The sequence below is a fragment of the Streptomyces sp. GSL17-111 genome, from assembly GCF_037911585.1.
Taxonomy (GTDB): domain Bacteria; phylum Actinomycetota; class Actinomycetes; order Streptomycetales; family Streptomycetaceae; genus Streptomyces.
Genome location: NZ_JBAJNS010000001.1, coordinates 2,660,001 through 2,675,630, shown reverse-complemented (window position 1 = coordinate 2,675,630; position 15,630 = coordinate 2,660,001). Strand labels below are relative to the sequence as shown.

Annotated in this window: 10 protein-coding genes (1 of these 10 cut by a window edge); 3 read left to right on the top strand and 7 right to left on the bottom strand. The window is 74.2% G+C overall.

Annotation, left to right across the window (positions count from 1 at the left end; all coding sequences use genetic code 11):
* Window positions 1-47: 47 nt before the first annotated feature.
* The 4 genes from V6D49_RS11715 to V6D49_RS11700 all read right to left on the bottom strand — a co-directional run bounded on the left by V6D49_RS11715 (window position 48) and on the right by V6D49_RS11700 (window position 5,088).
* Window positions 48-1,346 carry a PrsW family intramembrane metalloprotease gene (locus V6D49_RS11715; RefSeq protein WP_340559377.1) on the bottom strand — a complete coding sequence of 433 codons (1,299 nt, stop codon included), beginning with the start codon at window positions 1,344-1,346 and terminating at the stop codon, window positions 48-50.
* A 41-nt stretch (window positions 1,347-1,387) separates the two neighbouring features.
* Entirely contained in the window at window positions 1,388-2,179 is a 792-nt protein-coding gene (trmB, locus tag V6D49_RS11710; RefSeq protein WP_445330637.1) for a tRNA (guanosine(46)-N7)-methyltransferase TrmB, read from the bottom strand.
* A gap of 35 nt (window positions 2,180-2,214) precedes the next feature.
* Complete coding sequence (gene lhgO, locus V6D49_RS11705) at window positions 2,215-3,501, bottom strand: L-2-hydroxyglutarate oxidase (protein ID WP_340559376.1); 1,287 nt, start codon at window positions 3,499-3,501, stop codon at window positions 2,215-2,217.
* Window positions 3,502-3,642: 141 nt separating this feature from the next.
* A complete protein-coding gene (locus V6D49_RS11700) occupies window positions 3,643-5,088 on the bottom strand; it encodes an MFS transporter (RefSeq protein ID WP_340559374.1) in 1,446 nt (481 codons plus the stop codon).
* Window positions 5,089-5,904: 816 nt separating this feature from the next.
* Here V6D49_RS11700 and V6D49_RS11695 point away from each other — a divergent pair.
* On the top strand, window positions 5,905-8,136 hold the full coding sequence (locus V6D49_RS11695; RefSeq protein ID WP_340559372.1) for an asparagine synthase-related protein: 2,232 nt from the start codon (window positions 5,905-5,907) through the stop codon (window positions 8,134-8,136).
* A gap of 63 nt (window positions 8,137-8,199) precedes the next feature.
* Here V6D49_RS11695 and V6D49_RS11690 read toward each other — a convergent pair whose 3' ends face one another.
* Window positions 8,200-10,281: a sigma-70 family RNA polymerase sigma factor gene (locus tag V6D49_RS11690; RefSeq protein WP_445330508.1), complete on the bottom strand. Its 2,082-nt coding sequence runs from the start codon at window positions 10,279-10,281 to the stop codon at window positions 8,200-8,202.
* Window positions 10,282-10,526: 245 nt separating this feature from the next.
* The gene (locus V6D49_RS11685; protein ID WP_340559371.1) at window positions 10,527-11,426 is read right to left on the bottom strand and encodes a TetR/AcrR family transcriptional regulator; all 900 of its coding nucleotides are present in this window, start codon (window positions 11,424-11,426) and stop codon (window positions 10,527-10,529) included.
* 561 nt (window positions 11,427-11,987) lie between these two features.
* Here V6D49_RS11685 and V6D49_RS11680 point away from each other — a divergent pair.
* Together V6D49_RS11680 and V6D49_RS11675 are read left to right on the top strand one after the other, a co-directional pair.
* On the top strand, window positions 11,988-13,346 hold the full coding sequence (locus V6D49_RS11680; protein ID WP_340563895.1) for an NAD(P)/FAD-dependent oxidoreductase: 1,359 nt from the start codon (window positions 11,988-11,990) through the stop codon (window positions 13,344-13,346).
* A gap of 241 nt (window positions 13,347-13,587) precedes the next feature.
* Entirely contained in the window at window positions 13,588-15,312 is a 1,725-nt protein-coding gene (locus tag V6D49_RS11675; protein WP_340559369.1) for an ATP-binding SpoIIE family protein phosphatase, read from the top strand.
* 12 nt (window positions 15,313-15,324) lie between these two features.
* On the opposite strand, the gene V6D49_RS11670 is transcribed toward V6D49_RS11675, so the two are convergent.
* Window positions 15,325-15,630, bottom strand: partial view of an MFS transporter gene (locus V6D49_RS11670; protein ID WP_340559367.1) — the 3' portion only. 1,014 nt of this gene lie beyond the right edge of the window; only the last 306 of its 1,320 coding nucleotides appear in the window; its start codon lies beyond the right edge, outside the window — the gene reads right to left on this strand; its stop codon occupies window positions 15,325-15,327.

The window sequence follows — 15,630 nt, the reverse complement described above, 5'->3', positions numbered from 1 at the left end:
GGAGGGGCCGACGGTGAGGTTCAGGCTGGCCTTCACCTTTTTGCGGCTCAGCGCCAGCCGGTGTGGGGGAGGGGGTAGGGGCGGGGGGAGGCGGTTTGGGTGGGCGGGCTTGAGAGGGAGCGGCGCGTGAGGGCGTGGTGGAGCAGTTCGGCCTCGCGGGACGTGAAGTCGTCCGGGGGTGCCGTGCGCTCGGCGCGGGCGCGGAGGAGGGCGAGGGACGTCAGGGCGGCGTGGTACTCGGAGACGGTGCGGGCTGCGGTGGGGCCGTGGGCGCGCCGGGCGCGGCGGCGGGCCTGGGCGCGGGCGTGCATGGAGCCGAGGGTCCAGGGTTCGGAGGGGTGGAGCCAGCCCTGTTCGGCGTAGGCGTGCAGGGTTTCGCGCACGGTGCGCAGGTCGCGGCCCCGGTACCAGACGGTGAGCCAGATCAGCGTGCCCAGGACCGGCAGCATGAAGAGGGCGTAGACGAGGAGGAAGTGCAGGCCGTTGGTGGAGGCCGAGCCGTTCCACAGGGCGTGCAGCAGCATCGACGTCAGCAGTCCGACGAGCGGGAGGAGGACACGCAGGGTGCGGCGATGGGTGGCGAGGGCGGCCGCGACGCCGAAGCCGAGTCCCGTCAGGGCGGTGAAGAGGGGGTGCGCGAAGGGGGACATGACGATGCGGACGAAGAAGGTCTGGGCGGTGGTGGCGGCGAACCCGTCGTCGGAGTAGAGCTGGTCGCCGGCGTAGGCGGTGCCGAGGTAGAGGATGTTCTCGGTGAACGCGAAGCCGGTGGCGGTGACGCCCGCCGTGACGATGCCGTCGATGACGCCGCTGAAGAACCGGCGGCGGTGGAGGAAGAGCAGGAGGACGGCGGCCGCCTTGGCGAGTTCCTCGACGACGGGGGCGACGACGGTGGCGCCGAGGGTGTCGACGTCGCCGTCCGCGATGACGCTGGTGGCCAGCCATTCGGCCGTGAAGGTGTTGGCGATGACGGCGACGAGGGTGGCGGCGCAGGCGCCCCAGGCGAACGCGAACGCGACGGTGCGCCAGGGCGCTGGGTCGACGCTGTCGACCCAGCGGAACGCCGCGATCAGCAGGGGCACGGGCAGGATCGACAGGAGCATGCCGATGAGGAAACCCTCGCTGCCCGTCTGCTCGCGGACCAGGGCGAGGATGACCAGCCCGCACAGCGCGAGCAGAATGGCGATCGTCACCACGCGCAGGACGCGGCTGTGCCACCACGGTGCGCGGCGCGGGGTGTACTGCCACTCGGTGGGGGCCGCAGGAGCCGCCGGGGACGCGAGGGTCGTCGCGGCCGGGGGCGTGCGCGGGGGTGGCGGGACGTCTCCGGGGGCGTGTGGGTGCACTCGCTCGACCTTAGTCGACCGTTCGGGGGACGCGCGGGGCGTTATCGCCGTCGGAAGAGGAGGTCGCGAACGGTGTGGCCCTTGTCCAGGCCCTGGCCTTCGAAACGGGTCAGGGGCCGGATGGCGGGGCGGGGGGCGTAGCCGCCGTCGGGCCGGGTGTTCTCGAACGCCGGGTGTGCGGTGAGGACGTCGAGCATCTGCTCCGCGTAGGGCTCCCAGTCCGTCGCGCAGTGCAGGAGGGCGCCGGGTGCGAGGGGGACGGCGGCGAGATCGAGGAAGTGGGGCTGGATGATGCGGCGCTTGTGGTGACGCTTCTTGGGCCACGGGTCGGGGAAGTAGACGCGCAGCCCCGCCAGGGAGGCGGGGGGAAGCATCTTCTCCAGCAGGATGACGGCGTCGCCGTTGGCCACCCGGATGTTGCTGAGGCCGTCGCGCTCCGCGAGGCGCAGGAGGTTGCCCTGACCCGGGGTGTGGACGTCGGCGGCGAGCAGGCCCGTCCCGGGCTCGGCGGCCGCCATGCGCGCGGTGGCCTCGCCCATGCCGAAGCCGATCTCGAGGACGATGGGGGCGGCCGGGGGCAGGGTGTCGAAGAGCGTGGGCAGGTCGAGGAGGCGTTGCCCGTCGATGTCCAGACCCCAGCGGGGCCACAGGCGGGTGAGCGCGTCGCGCTGGGCCTGGGTCACGCGGCTGCGGCGGGGCTGGAAGCTGCGGATGCGCCGGTCGTGGTGGGCGCCCGCCGGGTCGGCGGCGGGCCCGGTGCCGGGCTCGAACATGGGGGTCCGGCGGTTGCCGGGCGGGCGGGGTGCGGCGTTCTCGGACACAGTACGGACGATTTTACCGGCGGCTTCGGCCGGCCTGCCGGGCGACGTCACCCGGCGAGCGGGGCGGGCCGGGGGAGACCGGCGGGCCCGGTGAGTCCGGTGAGGACGCGGGAGGCGATCTCCCGTCCGATCGGCAGGGACGCGGTGGCCGCGGGGGAGGGTGCGTTGAGGACGTGCACGGTGTGCGGGGCCTCGTCGATGAGGAATTCGTCGACGAGCGTGCCGTCCCGCAGGACGGCTTGGGCGCGCACGCCGGCGGGTGCGGGCCGCAGGTCCGCCTCGGTGATCTCCGGCAGGAGGCGCCGGACGGCCGTGGTGAAGGCCGCCTTCGACAGGGAGCGGTGCAGCTCGCCCGAGCCGTAGCGCCAGTGGCGGCGGGCGATGCGCCAGGCGCCGGGCCAGGACAGGGTGGCGGCCAGCTCGCGGGGGTGCGCGGTGCGCCAGTCGTACCCCTCGCGGGCGAGCGCGGGCACGGCGTTGGGCCCGATGTGGACGCCGCCGTCGATGCCGCGGGTGAGATGGACGCCGAGGAAGGGGAACGCCGGGTCCGGTACGGGGTAGACGAGGCCGCGCACGAGCTCCGCGCTGGAGGGGACGAGCTCGTAGTACTCGCCGCGGAACGGGACGATGCGGGCCGGTGGGGCGTCACCGGCGAGGCGGGCGACGGAGTCGCTGTGCAGGCCCGCGCAGTTGACCAGGGCCCGTGCGCGCAGGACGGCGCCGGAGGCGGTGCGGACGGCGACGCCGACGCCGTCCCGACGGTCGATCGCCGTCACGCGGGAGGCGTATCGGACCTCCGCGCCGGCGTCGCAGGCGAGCCGGGCCAGGGTGGCGGCGACCGCCGTGTAGTCGCAGATGCCCGTCGTGGCGACGTGGATGGCGGCCTGCCCGGTGACGTGCGGCTCGCGCTCGGTGATCTGCGCCGGACCCAGCTCACGCAGGGGGATGCCGTTCTCCCGGCCGCGCTGGGCGAGGGCGTGCAGACGGGGCAGTTCGTCGCGTTCGGTGGCGACGATCAGCTTCCCCGTCACCTCGTGCGGAATGTCGTGTTCCGAGCAGAATTTGACCATTTCCGCCGCGCCCTGCGCCGCGAACCGCGCCTTGAGTGAACCGGGGCGGTAGTAGATCCCGCTGTGGATCACGCCGCTGTTCCGCCCGGTCTGGTGCAGGGCGGGGCGCGCTTCCTTCTCCAGCACGACGACGCGGACACCGGGCCGGGCGCGCGTGAGGGCGTAGGCCGTGGAGAGGCCGACGATCCCGCCGCCGACCACCAGGACGTCGCAGTCGTACCGGCGGGGGCGGACGGTCGGCTTGTCGTCGTTCTCGGACACCACGTCTTCCATCATGCTGGTCGGCACTGACAGTGTGCAGCGGCACCCGTCACCACCGACCCCACCGCCTGGACGGCGGGGGGCTCGCCGGACGTACGTGCGGGCAGCCGCGTCATGTCGATCCCTTCCCGCTCCGCAGGCGTCTCACGCCGGGGCCGCCAGCAGCGGACGCGCACGCTCGCGGAACTCGACGACGCGCGGGTTGTCGCCGTACGGCTCCATCCGGTGCAGCAGGTCCCGCACGTACTCGGTCGTGCGGGCGGAGGATATGCGGCCGGCGACCTCCACCGCGCGGGTGCCGGCCGCGCAGGCGGCGTCCAGGTTGCCCGACTCCAGCTCGGCGACGGCCGAGACGAGCAGCCGCAGCCCGTGCGAGCGGACGAACTCCTCCGTCGGCCTCGACAGGGCCTGCTCGGTGAAGCGCCGCACCTGGCGCGGCGCGCGCAGGTCGCGGTAGCACTCGGCGGCGTCGGCGGCGAGGCGGTCGGCGGAGTAGAAGTCGAGCCACGACGGGTCGGGGTCGCCGTCGCGGGAGCGCTCCAGTCGGCTCTCGGCGGCGGAGAGGGCGGCGGCGCAGGCCGGGGCGTCGTCGGCCTTGGCGTGGGCGCGGGCCTCGACCAGGTGGAAGAAGCTCATCACACGGGCCGTGGCGACGGACCGGTTGCGTTCGAGCGCGGCCTGCGCCAGGTCCACGCCTTCGTCCGCGAAGCCCCGGTACGTCGCCTGGAGGGACATGGAGGCGAGGACGTAGCCGCCGAGCGGGACGTCGGCGGCGGCGCGGGCGAGACGCAGGGCCTGGATGTAGTAGCGCTGGGCGGCCTCCTGCTGCCCGGTGTCGAAGGCCATCCAGCCGGCCAGCCGGGTCAGCTCGGCCGTCGCCCCGAAGAGGGAGCGCCCGACCTCGTCGGAGTACGCGCCGAGGAGCAGCGGTGTGGCGTCCACCCGCAGGCACTCGGGGACCATCGACGAACGCCAGTCGCCCCCGCCGTACTTGGAGTCCCAACGGCGCGCCTCCTCGGCCGCCTCGCGTAGCTTCGCGACGTCGCTGTGGCCGACCCGGACCAGCTCGGAGCCGGGAAGCCCGCTCAGCCTCGGACCGCTCGGGACGGCCCTGGCCTCCCGGGCGACCGAGCTGTCCGCCGGGTTGATCAGCCAGCGTGAGGCCGGGGTGGCGTAGGCGCTGACCGCGAAGGAACCGGCCAGCGACTGCCAGACGCTGCCGTTGCCCCGTCGACCGGCGAGATCCAGCCGGTAGAGATCCGTCGCCGACTTCACGGCCGCACCGACGTCCCGGGGGAAGGCCAGCCCGATCTCCGGTGCCGGGTCGGCGTCGGCGAGCCCGATCTCGTGCAGCGGCACCGGCCTGCCGAGCTTGCTGCCGATCGCCGCGGCGATGAGGTGGGGTGCGGCGCCCTGCGGCACCATCCCCTTCGACACCCACCGCGCCACGGACGTTTTGTCGTACCGCAGCGACAGACCGCGCTGCGCGCCGAGATCGTTGACCCGGCGCGCGAGTCCGGCGTTGCTGATTCCCGCGAGGGCGAGGACGGTTCCGAGCTTCTCGTTCGGTCCGCGTGGCTCCCTGGACATGCGCGCACCCCTGACACAACGACGCCCGCCCCGCCGCACGCGGAACATGCTCGGGGCATTCGTGAACCCAGAGTAGTTCGCCGGATCCCTACCGTTAAGGGGTGGCATCCCTGTTGGCGGGATTCCTCCCCGTACAGGAGTGCGTTCGTGATATTGACCGTTGCGTGACACGACGTGCGACCGTGACGGCGCCGTCTCGTCGGCCGAGAGCCCCGGCCGTGTGGCCGTGCGCCCGGCCGTGCGCTCTGTGCCGGGCGGGGGCCCGGCGTTTGGATGGGTTCTGCGTGGGTCGGCCTGCTGGACGCGCACCAGTGGGCTGGGGGAATGCCGTCACCTTGCTCCCCGCGGGTGGCGGCCCGGTCCGGGAGGAATCCATGCCTCCCGGACCTTCGGTGTGTTCGGGGCCGTGCGCGCACGCGGACGCCGGGGTGACCCGTCCGGTCCATGTACCTGGCATATACGTTGCGTTGCGTGAAGCGCAAAATCCGGGACAAGTTCCCTCTGAGAGAGTCGAGTTGGCTGGAAATCGCTGTTTGAGGAGACCCTCCGGCGGGATCACGGCAGCTGAACACGTCCACAACCGCGCCCCCCTTACCACCGCTCACGCCGCCCTCACGTGGCAGCATGGGGCCAGGCGAGAGCCGAAACAGGAGGTGCGGGCCAGCAGTTGCGTGCCCGCAGTGCACACGGAGAGGCGTCGGCACGGGGCGATCCGGAACGCCGGCCGTCCCCGGCCGTGCGGGTCGGCGAGCGCCTCCGGGTGGACCGGGCGTGGCCCCCGTGGCAGACGAAACCCATGGGCGAAAGGCGGCGACGATGCGGTGGTTGGTGGGGTGGAGCAGCACCGCAGCGGGCCGGGCGCGCATGCCGGGACTCTCCCCGAGCACCCTCCATCCCGTCGGAGGGCAGGAACTGTGGGGCGGTGACGACCCGCTGTGGGCCGTCGGCGACTGGCGGCCCGACGAGGTCCGCGTCGTCGACGCCGGTTCCGGCACGCGGCTCGCCGTCGTCGGCTGCTGCGGGGCGCGTGACGCCGAGCTGCGCGCCGGCCTGCTGGCCGCGCGCGGCGGCGCACTCCGTCAGCTCACCGCATGGCCCGGCTCCTACACCGCCGTCGTCCGCATCGGCCGCCGCGTGGCCGTCACCACGGACCTCGCCGGCGCCCGGCCCGTCTTCCACACCCCCTTCGCCGGGGGCACCGCCTACGCGACGGCCGCCCTCACCCTCGCCGACCTCGTCGAGGCGCAGCTCGACGTCGACCACCTCGCCGCCCTGCTCGCCGCCCCCGACGCCCCCGAAGCGCTCGGCGACTCGACCCCCTACACCGGCGTCCACCGCGTCCCGCCGGGACACGCGCTGATTCTGCGTGAGGGCGGCAGCCGGGAGGTCACCGGATACGAGCCCGCTGTGCCGACGGTCGTCGCCGCGCTGCCCGTCGACGCCGACGAGGCGGTCGGCGGCGTCCGCGACGCCCTCGTCGAGGCGGTCCGGGTGCGACTGGCCGCGCCGCGCCACGTGCCGGCCACGGCCTTCGACGCCCACGACACCTTCGGCGACGGCGACGGCGCCCGGGGCACAAGCGACGACGGAGCCCAGGCCGGGCCGTACGGCAACGGACGGCGCCCGCACGACGGGCGCGACCCCGGCCCCGTACCCGGCATGGGCCCGGGCGAGCGCCGCACCCGGCGCGGTGGCACCGCACCCGGCCTCGGCGCCGACCTCTCCGGCGGAGCCGCCTCCGCGACGCTGGCCCTCCTCGCCGCAGGGCTTCCCGGCATCCCCGGCACCGTCGCCGGCGCCCCCGGCACCGCAGCCGGCCAACGCCTCCTCGCCGTCACCTTCAACGACCTCACCGCCACCGACGAGGCCACCCGCACCGGCGAGCTCGAACGCGCCCGTGCCGTGGCCGACGACCCCCGGCTGCACCACGTCGTCGTCCCCGGCGCCGAAGAGGCCCTGCCCTACGCCGGACTGCACGACGTCTTCGGACTGCCACTTCCCGACGAGCCGGGCCCTTCCCTCGTCGACCTCGCCCGACACCGCCTCCGACTGGCGTCCGCCAGCGCCGACCAACTCACCGGTTACGGCGCCCGGCAGGTGCTCGACGCCCACCCCGCCCGTCTCGCCGACCTCCTCCTCGACCGCCGCCGACGCCACCTCCTGCGCCCGGCCGCCGCGCTGGCCGTCGCGGAGGGCGCACCGCGCGGCCGTTCGGTCCTCGTGCCGCTCGCCGTCTACCGGGCCGCCCGCCGACTCGCGCGCACCTCCCAGCGGGACGGCGTCCTGACGGCCGCGCGCCGGCTCCGCGAACGGGACATCGCCGTGTACGACACGAACGGCGAACCGGGCGGAGCCCTCCACGCCTCGCTGGCCGCCCTCGCGTGGTGCCGCCCCGGCCCCGCCGCCCGGTGGATGACGGGAGAGGCGCTGGCCGAGGTATCGGTTCGCCTGGAGGCCGCAGCCCTTCGCGCGAGCGGCGCGCCCGGCGGACGCCCCGGCGTCGCCCGGGCCCGGGACGCCCTCGCCCGACAGGCCACCGACTACCGCGTGCTCGAACAGATCGCCGCCGCGACGGGTCAACGCCTGCACGCCCCCTTCCTCGACAACCAGGTCGTCCGCGCCGCCCGGGCGCTCCCCGAAGCCCTGCGCGTCCGCCCGGGAGCCCGGGCCGCCGTCCTGCGCACCGTCCTCGCCGGAGCGGGCGTCGCCGAACTGCCCCCCGGCTGGGGGGCCACGTCCCACACCGCCCAGACCCACGCCGTCCGACGCGGACTGCGCACGCACGCCGACGACCTGCTGGCCCTCTTCGACGACTCCTACCTCGTGCGCGCCGGACTCGTCGACGCCAGGGTCGTCCGGGGTGCGCTGCACTCCGCCGTGCAGGGTGACGAACTGCCCCTGGACGGCATCGCGGAACTCGTCTCCGCCGAACTGTGGCTCAAGCGGCTCATGGAACGTCGCGGCACCACCTGGACCGGCAGCGTCGCACCCCGCCGTCGCGCCGTCTCCCGGGGCGTCCCCTCCCGGCCGCTGGCCGTCTCACCCTGAGCCACACCGGTGGGCGGGCCCCCACCGGTGGCTCGGGCGCCCGTCCGCCTCCCACCAGGGCCGTCAGCGGCAGGAGACCACGGACTGCGCCCAGTCCGCCTGCGCCACGTGACCGTACGGGCCGACCGGCTCCACGGCCAGGCGCAACGTCTCCACCCCGGTCACCGGGACGGCCACGCGTACCGGTGGCTCACCGCCGCTCACCACGCCGGAGCGCCACAGCTCCCGTCCGTCACCGGAGACGACGAACCGCACGGCGCCCAGCCCCATCGTCAGGTCGTCCACCCCGGCCAGCGCCTCGTAGCCGACGCACGCTCCGCCCAGGCCGACCAGGACGGAGGAGGGGGCCTGGACGGTGATGCCGTGGGCGTAACGCTCCTCGGCGATGCGCAGGCCGGAACGCGGCCACACCGGGCTGCTCCGCGCCAGGAGGAGGGCCGGGTACTCCGGGGTGGAGATGCCGTTCAGGACGTCGTACGGCAACTCCGCCAAGGGGTAACCGGCCGGGACGGGCGCCGGAGAGGGCGCTGGGGACGGGCTCCGCCGCGTCGGGACGGGTTGCGGCGCGGGAGGCGGTGACGCCGCCGTGCGGGGCGGCCGAGGGCTGGGCTCGGGGTCGGGGTCGGGCGGTGGTGGCACCGGGACGGCGACGGGGTCCGGCTCCGGCTCCGGGACGACCGGGGGTGCGGCTTCAGGCGTCCGGTGAGGTGTGCTCGGCGCGGCCTGCGGGGGCGGCGGCTCGGCCTGCCGCGGGCTGCCGGCGAGCGCGAGCACCAGGGCGACGGCCGCGGCGGCGGCCGTCAGCGCCCCGGCGGCGATACCGGCCTTCGCCGGAGCGCCCAGCCCCTCGGCCGCGGCACCACCGGCCCCGGCCGAGCCACCCGAGCCCGCGACGCCCCCGGCCGCTGCGGCACTTCCCGCGCCCGCGACGGCTCCCGCACCGCCCAAGGCCCCGGCGGCCGCCTTGACGGCATAGGTCGCGGCGAACCAGCCGATGACGGCCACCGGCAGCAGCGCCCGCAGCCGCGTGTTGACGTCGCCCACCTCCAGCGCGGCCGTACGGCAGCGGGCGCACTCCTCCAGATGCCGGCGCAGCCCCCGCTCGGCCCGGGTGCGCAGACCGCCCCGGGTGTACGCGCCGATCCGTTCGGCGTAGCGGGCGCACTCCGCGTCCGCCGTGAGCGATCGGCTGACGTGCGCCTGGAGGTACGCCTGCTTCAGGCCCTCCCGCGCCCGGTGGGCGAGCACCGCCGTAGCGTTGGCGGACAGCCCGAGCAGCGGTGCCACCTCGCTCGGGGGCGACTCCTCGACCGTGGTGTGCCACAGCACCGTCTGCCAGCGCTCCGGCAGAGTGCGGAACGCCTGCACGACCATGGAGTGTTCGGCCTCGTGCATTGCCTGGACCTCGGCACCGAAAGCGAGCGTCTCGTCCGCCGCCGCGCCCCGGCCGCCGGCCGCCGCCACGGCGAACGCCGCGAAGTCCTCGACGAGCTGCTCGCGCCGCGTCGTGCGGGCCCAGGCCGCCGCAGCGTGCCGGACGGAGGCGAGCAGGTAGGCGCGGAGCGCGGTGCGCGGCCCCTTGCCCCGCCGGACTGCTTGCAGCGTCCGGGCGAAGACCTCGTTGGTGAGGTCGTCCGCCGTGTCCACGTCCCGGCAGCAGCTCCGCGCGTAGCGCCGCACGGCGTCCGCATGGCGTCGGTAGACCTCGTCGTACGCGACGGAGTCTCCCTCGCGCATGCGGATCACCAGCTCGTCGTCCCCCACCGGCTCCGCGAGGGCCCGTCGCACACTCCCTTCCCCGCTCTCGTCGTCCTTGACGGCGCGCCCGCCAGCCGGGCCGCCCGGCGGCCCGGCGCCAGGGGGCGGCCCGGTGCCGGGCGGCGTAGCGGCGGGCGGATCGGCGGCGCTGTCGGACAGCGGGCTTTCGCCGCCGGACACCGGGCCGCTGCGCGTGCGCTGCCGCGGCATCCTGTGGGGCGGCCCGGTGCCGGCGTCCTTGCGGTGCCGGCCTTTCCGGGCTGACGCCCCACCCTGGCCAGGGACCTGCGGGCCCCGGTACCCGCCCGCCTCAGGCGTGGGCTGCCGGCCGTTCCCCTCCTGACCGCCGGAGCCCTGCTCTGTTTCGCCCCGCCCCTCACTGCCCATCGCGGAAGCTCCCGTACGCCCTGACCCAGCTCGACACCGGTCAGCCTGGCACGCCGGACGACTCCGGAGGCTGCTCCGAACGGGGAATCACCCGACCGGGGCCGCCTCGCACAGGGGAGCCTCACCGCCTCACCCGATCAGGTGAGGCGGTGGTGCGACCGTGGTGACGGCGCGTACGTCACGCCGCCCGCCGTTCCGGGCCGTGGACACGGCGACGGACAGCCCACCGCGGCCCCGGCCCCGGATCAGGCCCTCGGACGAGAACGCAGCCCTTCCAGCAGGATGTCCAGCAGCCGGTCGGAGGCCTGCCGCTGCTGCTCGGCGTCCGGCAGGGCGGGCGCGGCCGTGGCGATGACGAGCAGCATGTCGGCCACCGTCACGTCGGCTCGGAGCTCACCCGCTTCCCGGGCCCGGCGCACCAGCTCTCCCACGACGCCGAGCAGTTCCAGAGAACCGCTCGCCCCCGCGATGGGCTCCTCGCCCCCGGGTATGAGCCCGTCGCCCGTGAGGACCACTGACGGCTCGCCGCCCTGGACGGCCGAGAGGTGCCGACGCTGCTGGGGCACGCGCGGCTCGCCCGGTGCCTCGTCCGCACCCGGAGACCGATTCGGCGCGGTGGCGACGTCCGTCCTGCCGCCCCCGTCCACTCCGGCGCCCGTTTCGGCGCCTGCCCCGATGGACCCGCTGACCGGGGTGGAGCCGAGGGCCGGCTCGACCCCGACCCGGAGTATCTCCGGCGGCAGCAGCCGCCCGGCCCCGGACGCCGCCGACGTCCGCAGGAAGCGTGCCAGCGCCGGCCAGGGCTCCCCCTCCTGCCGCAGCGCCGTCCTCGCCTGCTCGGTCAGCCGTGCGGTCTCCTCCTCGGCGATCCGCCGGACCAGGACGTGCTTGCTCGGGAACCGGCGGTAGACCGTGCCCACTCCGACCCGCGCGCGGCGGGCCACGTCCTCCATGGGCGCGCCGTAGCCCAGTTCGCCGAAGACCTCGCGCGCGGCCCGGAGCACGTGCTCCAGATTGCGCCGGGCGTCGACCCGCAAGGGAGCCGCCCTGCCACCCCCCTCGGGGGCCCCGGGCGACGTGTCGGGATCGGGGCCGTCGGTACCGGGCTCCGTCGCGACGCCGTCGAGGTGCCTGGTCCCTCCCATACCGCTCGCCTCGCTCCTGTCCCCGGCCGGCACGACAGCCATCGCTCCTCGCGTCGCGTGTGAGGCGTCAGCGCTTCGGGCGCCCCGCTCCGCGGCCGTGTCGTGGACGCCCTCCGCGCCATCACCGCTGTGCACACCATGGACGCCGTGCACGTCCTGGACGCTGTGCATACCTTGAATACGCATATGTCTTCCCCCCGGAAAAATATGAAAGTCTCCCCCCGGAGACTCCGCGCCTGCTCGCCGGGTTCAGTCACTCCCCGTGGCAGCCCGGCTGTCTAAGAACATAGTTGAGCCCAGGTCAATACAGAAGAGGGCACCTCCCCGCCCACCCGCTCATTCGGATGACCCCCTCCACCCGCCCACGTCGGCTCCCCTCGGAGACCCCTCGAAACCCCCGGTGAGCTGACCTTTTGTCGCCCTCGCGCGGCCGACTGGCGGCGCGGGGTCGATGCGCCCAATCGTCGTACAAATTACGCAGCCCTGTGGACAAACGCAGCTCGCCAGGTGCGTCATGGACGGGTGACGCATGGACAGGGGCCCCAGGTGACGAAGGAACCGGTGCGCATTCTGGTGATCGGCGGCGGTTACGTCGGCATGTACACCGCGCTGCGCCTGCAGAAGAAGTTGAAACTTGAACTGAAAAGGGCGCGGGAGGGGAAGGGCGGCGTCGAGATCGCCGTCGTCAGCCCCGAGCCCTACATGACGTATCAGCCCTTCCTGCCCGAGGCCGGTGCCGGTTCCATCTCCCCCCGCCACGTCGTCGTCCCCCTCCGCCGGGTCCTGCGGGACTGCCGCATCATCGTCGGTGAGGCCCGGCAGGTCGAGCACGCCGCACGCGTCGTGACCGTCGAGACCGCCGCGACCGGCGAGGAAGGAGGCGGCCCGCTCCGCCTGCACTACGACGAGCTCGTTCTCGCCCCCGGCTCCGTCTCCCGCGCGCTGCCCGTCCCCGGCCTGGCGGACGTCGGTATCGGCTTCAAAACCGTCGAAGAGGCGATCGGACTGCGCAACCACGTCCTCGAGCAGCTGGACATCGCTTCCTCGACCCGCGACCCCGAGATCCGGGACGCCGCCCTGACCTTCGTCTTCGTGGGGGGCGGTTACGCCGGTGTGGAGGCGCTGGCCGAGCTGGAGGACATGGCGCGCTACGCCTGCCGGTATTACCACAACCTCCGGCCGGAGGAGCTCAAGTGGATCCTGGTCGAGGCCACCGGCCGCATCCTCCCGGAAGTGGGGGAGGAGATGGGCAAGTACGCCGTGCGGGAACTGCGCGCCCGAGCGGTGGACGTCCGGCTCGACACCCGGCTGGAGAGCTGCGAGAACCGTGTCGCCGTCCTCAGCGACGGCTCCCGTCACCCCTGCCGCACGCTCGTGTGGACGGCGGGCGTCAAACCTCACCCGATCGTGTCAGCCACGGATCTGCCCCGCACCGAGCGCGGACGCCTCAGCTGCAGCGCGACGCTTCAGGTGGAAGGCGCCGAACACGCCTGGGCCGCCGGGGACGCCGCCGCCGTCCCCGACCTCACAGCGGAGGAACCCGGAGTGGAGTGCGCTCCGAACGCCCAGCACGCCGTACGGCAGGCCCGCGTCCTGGCCGACAACATCGTCGCCGTCCTGCACGGCCGGCCGCAGACCGCCTACCGTCACGCCTACGCCGGTTCCGTCGCCTCCCTGGGGCTGCACAAAGGCGTGGCGCGCGTATACGGTCGCAGGCTCAAGGGCTATCCCGCCTGGTTCATGCACCGCGTCTACCACCTCAGCCGCGTACCGACGTTCAACCGGAAGGCGCGCGTCCTGGCCGAATGGACGCTCGCCGGCTTCTTCAAGAGGGAGATCGTCTCCCTCGGCTCTCTGGAACATCCCCGTGCAGAGTTCGAGATCGCCGCTGGTGACGGTCACCGTCCCGGCAAACCGTGACGGATGTCAGTGCCGTCGGCCACACTGGGCATGTGACGATGGGTGGGCCCACGACGTCATTGCGTGATCACGGCGCGCTCCATCGGAGCACTCTGATCACCGGCCCACCCGTACCCGACCCTCATCGAACCCCGCCGCCCCCGTCCGACCGCGGAACGACCCGGACGACCGGCCGTTCGGCCCGTCCCCCAACCGTCCGCACCCGTACGACCCGTCTCAGCAGAATCGGATCTGAACCGCAGTGAACTTCACGCGCTGGAGCGCCCGACTGCCCGGCACGCCGCGACGTTCCGCCGTCGCGCGCGCCGCACGGTCCGCCGACTCCGTGCCCGCGTCCGGCCGCCCCGGCCGCGAGGTGCCGTCCGCCCGCGGCGAGCTCACCGACCACGACCCCGACGCGCGCGCCGACAGCCTGCCCGTGGGCCCTGCCCTCGACGCCCTGTCCGTGCACGACCTCCTGGGCCAGGTGCCCGCTCTCGTCGCCCTCGTCCAGGGCCCCGATCACCGCATCGGCTACGTCAACGCCGCCTACGTGCGGGCCTTCGGCGAGCGGCCTCGCGGTGAGAGGGCCGAGGAGGCGCTGCCCGAGCTCGTCGAGCTCGGCCTGCTGCCCCTGATGGAGCAGGTGTTGCGGAGCGGGAAGCCGCGCACCGTCAAGTCACGGCGTGTTCCGGGGCGCACGGAGAGGCACAGCTACTACACCTTCACCTGTACCCCGGTCGATCTCGCGCACGGAGACGGCGGGCGTGAGGGGCGCGGAGTGCTCGTCTTCGCAACCGATGTCACCGATCAGGTGGAATCCGCAGAGCGGCTGCGTGCCAGCGAGGCCCGGCAGCGCGAGGCGGCCGTCACCCTCCAGCGGAGCCTGCTGCCGCAGGAGCTGGAACAGCCCGACGACCTCCGCGTCGCCGCCACCTACCGCCCCGGCGGCACCGAGGCCGCTGTCGGAGGCGACTGGTACGACGTCATCACCCTCGGCGGCGGCCGTACCGCTCTCGTCATCGGGGACGTGATGGGGCGCGGGGTCCGGGCCGCCGCCGTCATGGGCCAGCTGCGCACGGCGGTCCGCGCCTACGCCCGGCTCGACCTCCCACCTCACGAGGTGCTGCAGCTGCTTGACGGGCTGGCCGCCGAGATCGATGCCGGGCAGATCGCCACCTGCCTCTACGCCGTGCACGATCCGGGCGAGGAGCTCCTCACCTATGCGTCCGCCGGTCACCTGCCCGTTCTCGTCCGCGACGCCGACGGGCACGTCCACAGTGCCGACGAGCCCACAGGCCCGCCGCTCGGCACCGAGGGCTGGCAGCACACCTCGGCCACTGTGCCCTTCCCCTCGGGCGCCACGGCGGTCCTCTACACCGACGGTCTCGTCGAGCGCCGCGACGCCGACATCGACGTCGGCGTCGCGGCGCTCGAACACGCCTTCGCCGGAGCGACCGGATCGCCCGAGATCATCTGCGACCGGCTGCTGCGGGCCCTCGGCATCACGGCCGAGCACGACGACGACGTCGCCCTGCTCGTCTTCCAGAACCCCCGCCGCGACGGCCACCACGCCGAGCTCTTCCACAACGCCGCACTCGACCTGCTCGGCGGTGTGGAGGCGGCACCTCGTGCCCGCGCCTTCGCCTCGGGAGTCCTGACCTCCTGGCGCTTCCCGCGTGAGCTGCACGACCTCGGTGTCCTGGCCGCGAGCGAACTCGTCGCCAACTCCCTGCAGCACGGCGTCCCGCCCATGCGGCTACGCCTGCGGCGCACCGATCGTCGGCTCGTCGTCGAGGTCACCGACGGGGACGACCACCTCCCCCGGCGTCGGCAGGCCGAGCCCGCCGACGAGACGGGTCGCGGCATCTCGATCGTCGCCACGATCGCCGCCTCCTGGGGCGCCCGCCTCACACCCGGGGGCGGGAAGGCGGTCTGGTGCGAGTTCACGCTCCCCACGGTCGAACCGGTGGCCGCCGCGTCCTGACGAGATGCCCGGTCACACGGTGACGCCGACCGGCCGACCGGCGGCGTCCGGTCCTCCGGGCTGCGGGGACTTCAGCACGACCTGCGACACCCGCAGCGCCGGGTCGTCCTGCACGGGAGTCAGTCGTCGGCCCAGGCGGAGTGCCAGCAGGGCGATGCCCAGGGAGCACATCACCAGCAGGGCGATGTAGGCCGTGTAGGCCCCCTGGGCCGCCATGAGCCCGCCGACCGCCGGACCGACCGCCACACCCAGCTGCTTGACCAGGGCGAACGCCGAGTTGTACCGGCCTACCATGCGTTGCGGTGCGAGGTCGGCGAC

Bases quoted from the DNA above. Each gene is read 5' to 3' on its own strand.
- V6D49_RS11700 (WP_340559374.1), bottom strand. From the start codon at position 5,088: ATGTCCAGGGAGCCACGCGGACCGAACGAGAAGCTCGGAACCGTCCTC.
- V6D49_RS11690 (WP_445330508.1), bottom strand. From the start codon at position 10,281: ATGGGCAGTGAGGGGCGGGGCGAAACAGAGCAGGGCTCCGGCGGTCAG.
- V6D49_RS11695 (WP_340559372.1), top strand. From the start codon at position 5,905: ATGCGGTGGTTGGTGGGGTGGAGCAGCACCGCAGCGGGCCGGGCGCGC.
- V6D49_RS11685 (WP_340559371.1), bottom strand. From the start codon at position 11,426: ATGGGAGGGACCAGGCACCTCGACGGCGTCGCGACGGAGCCCGGTACC.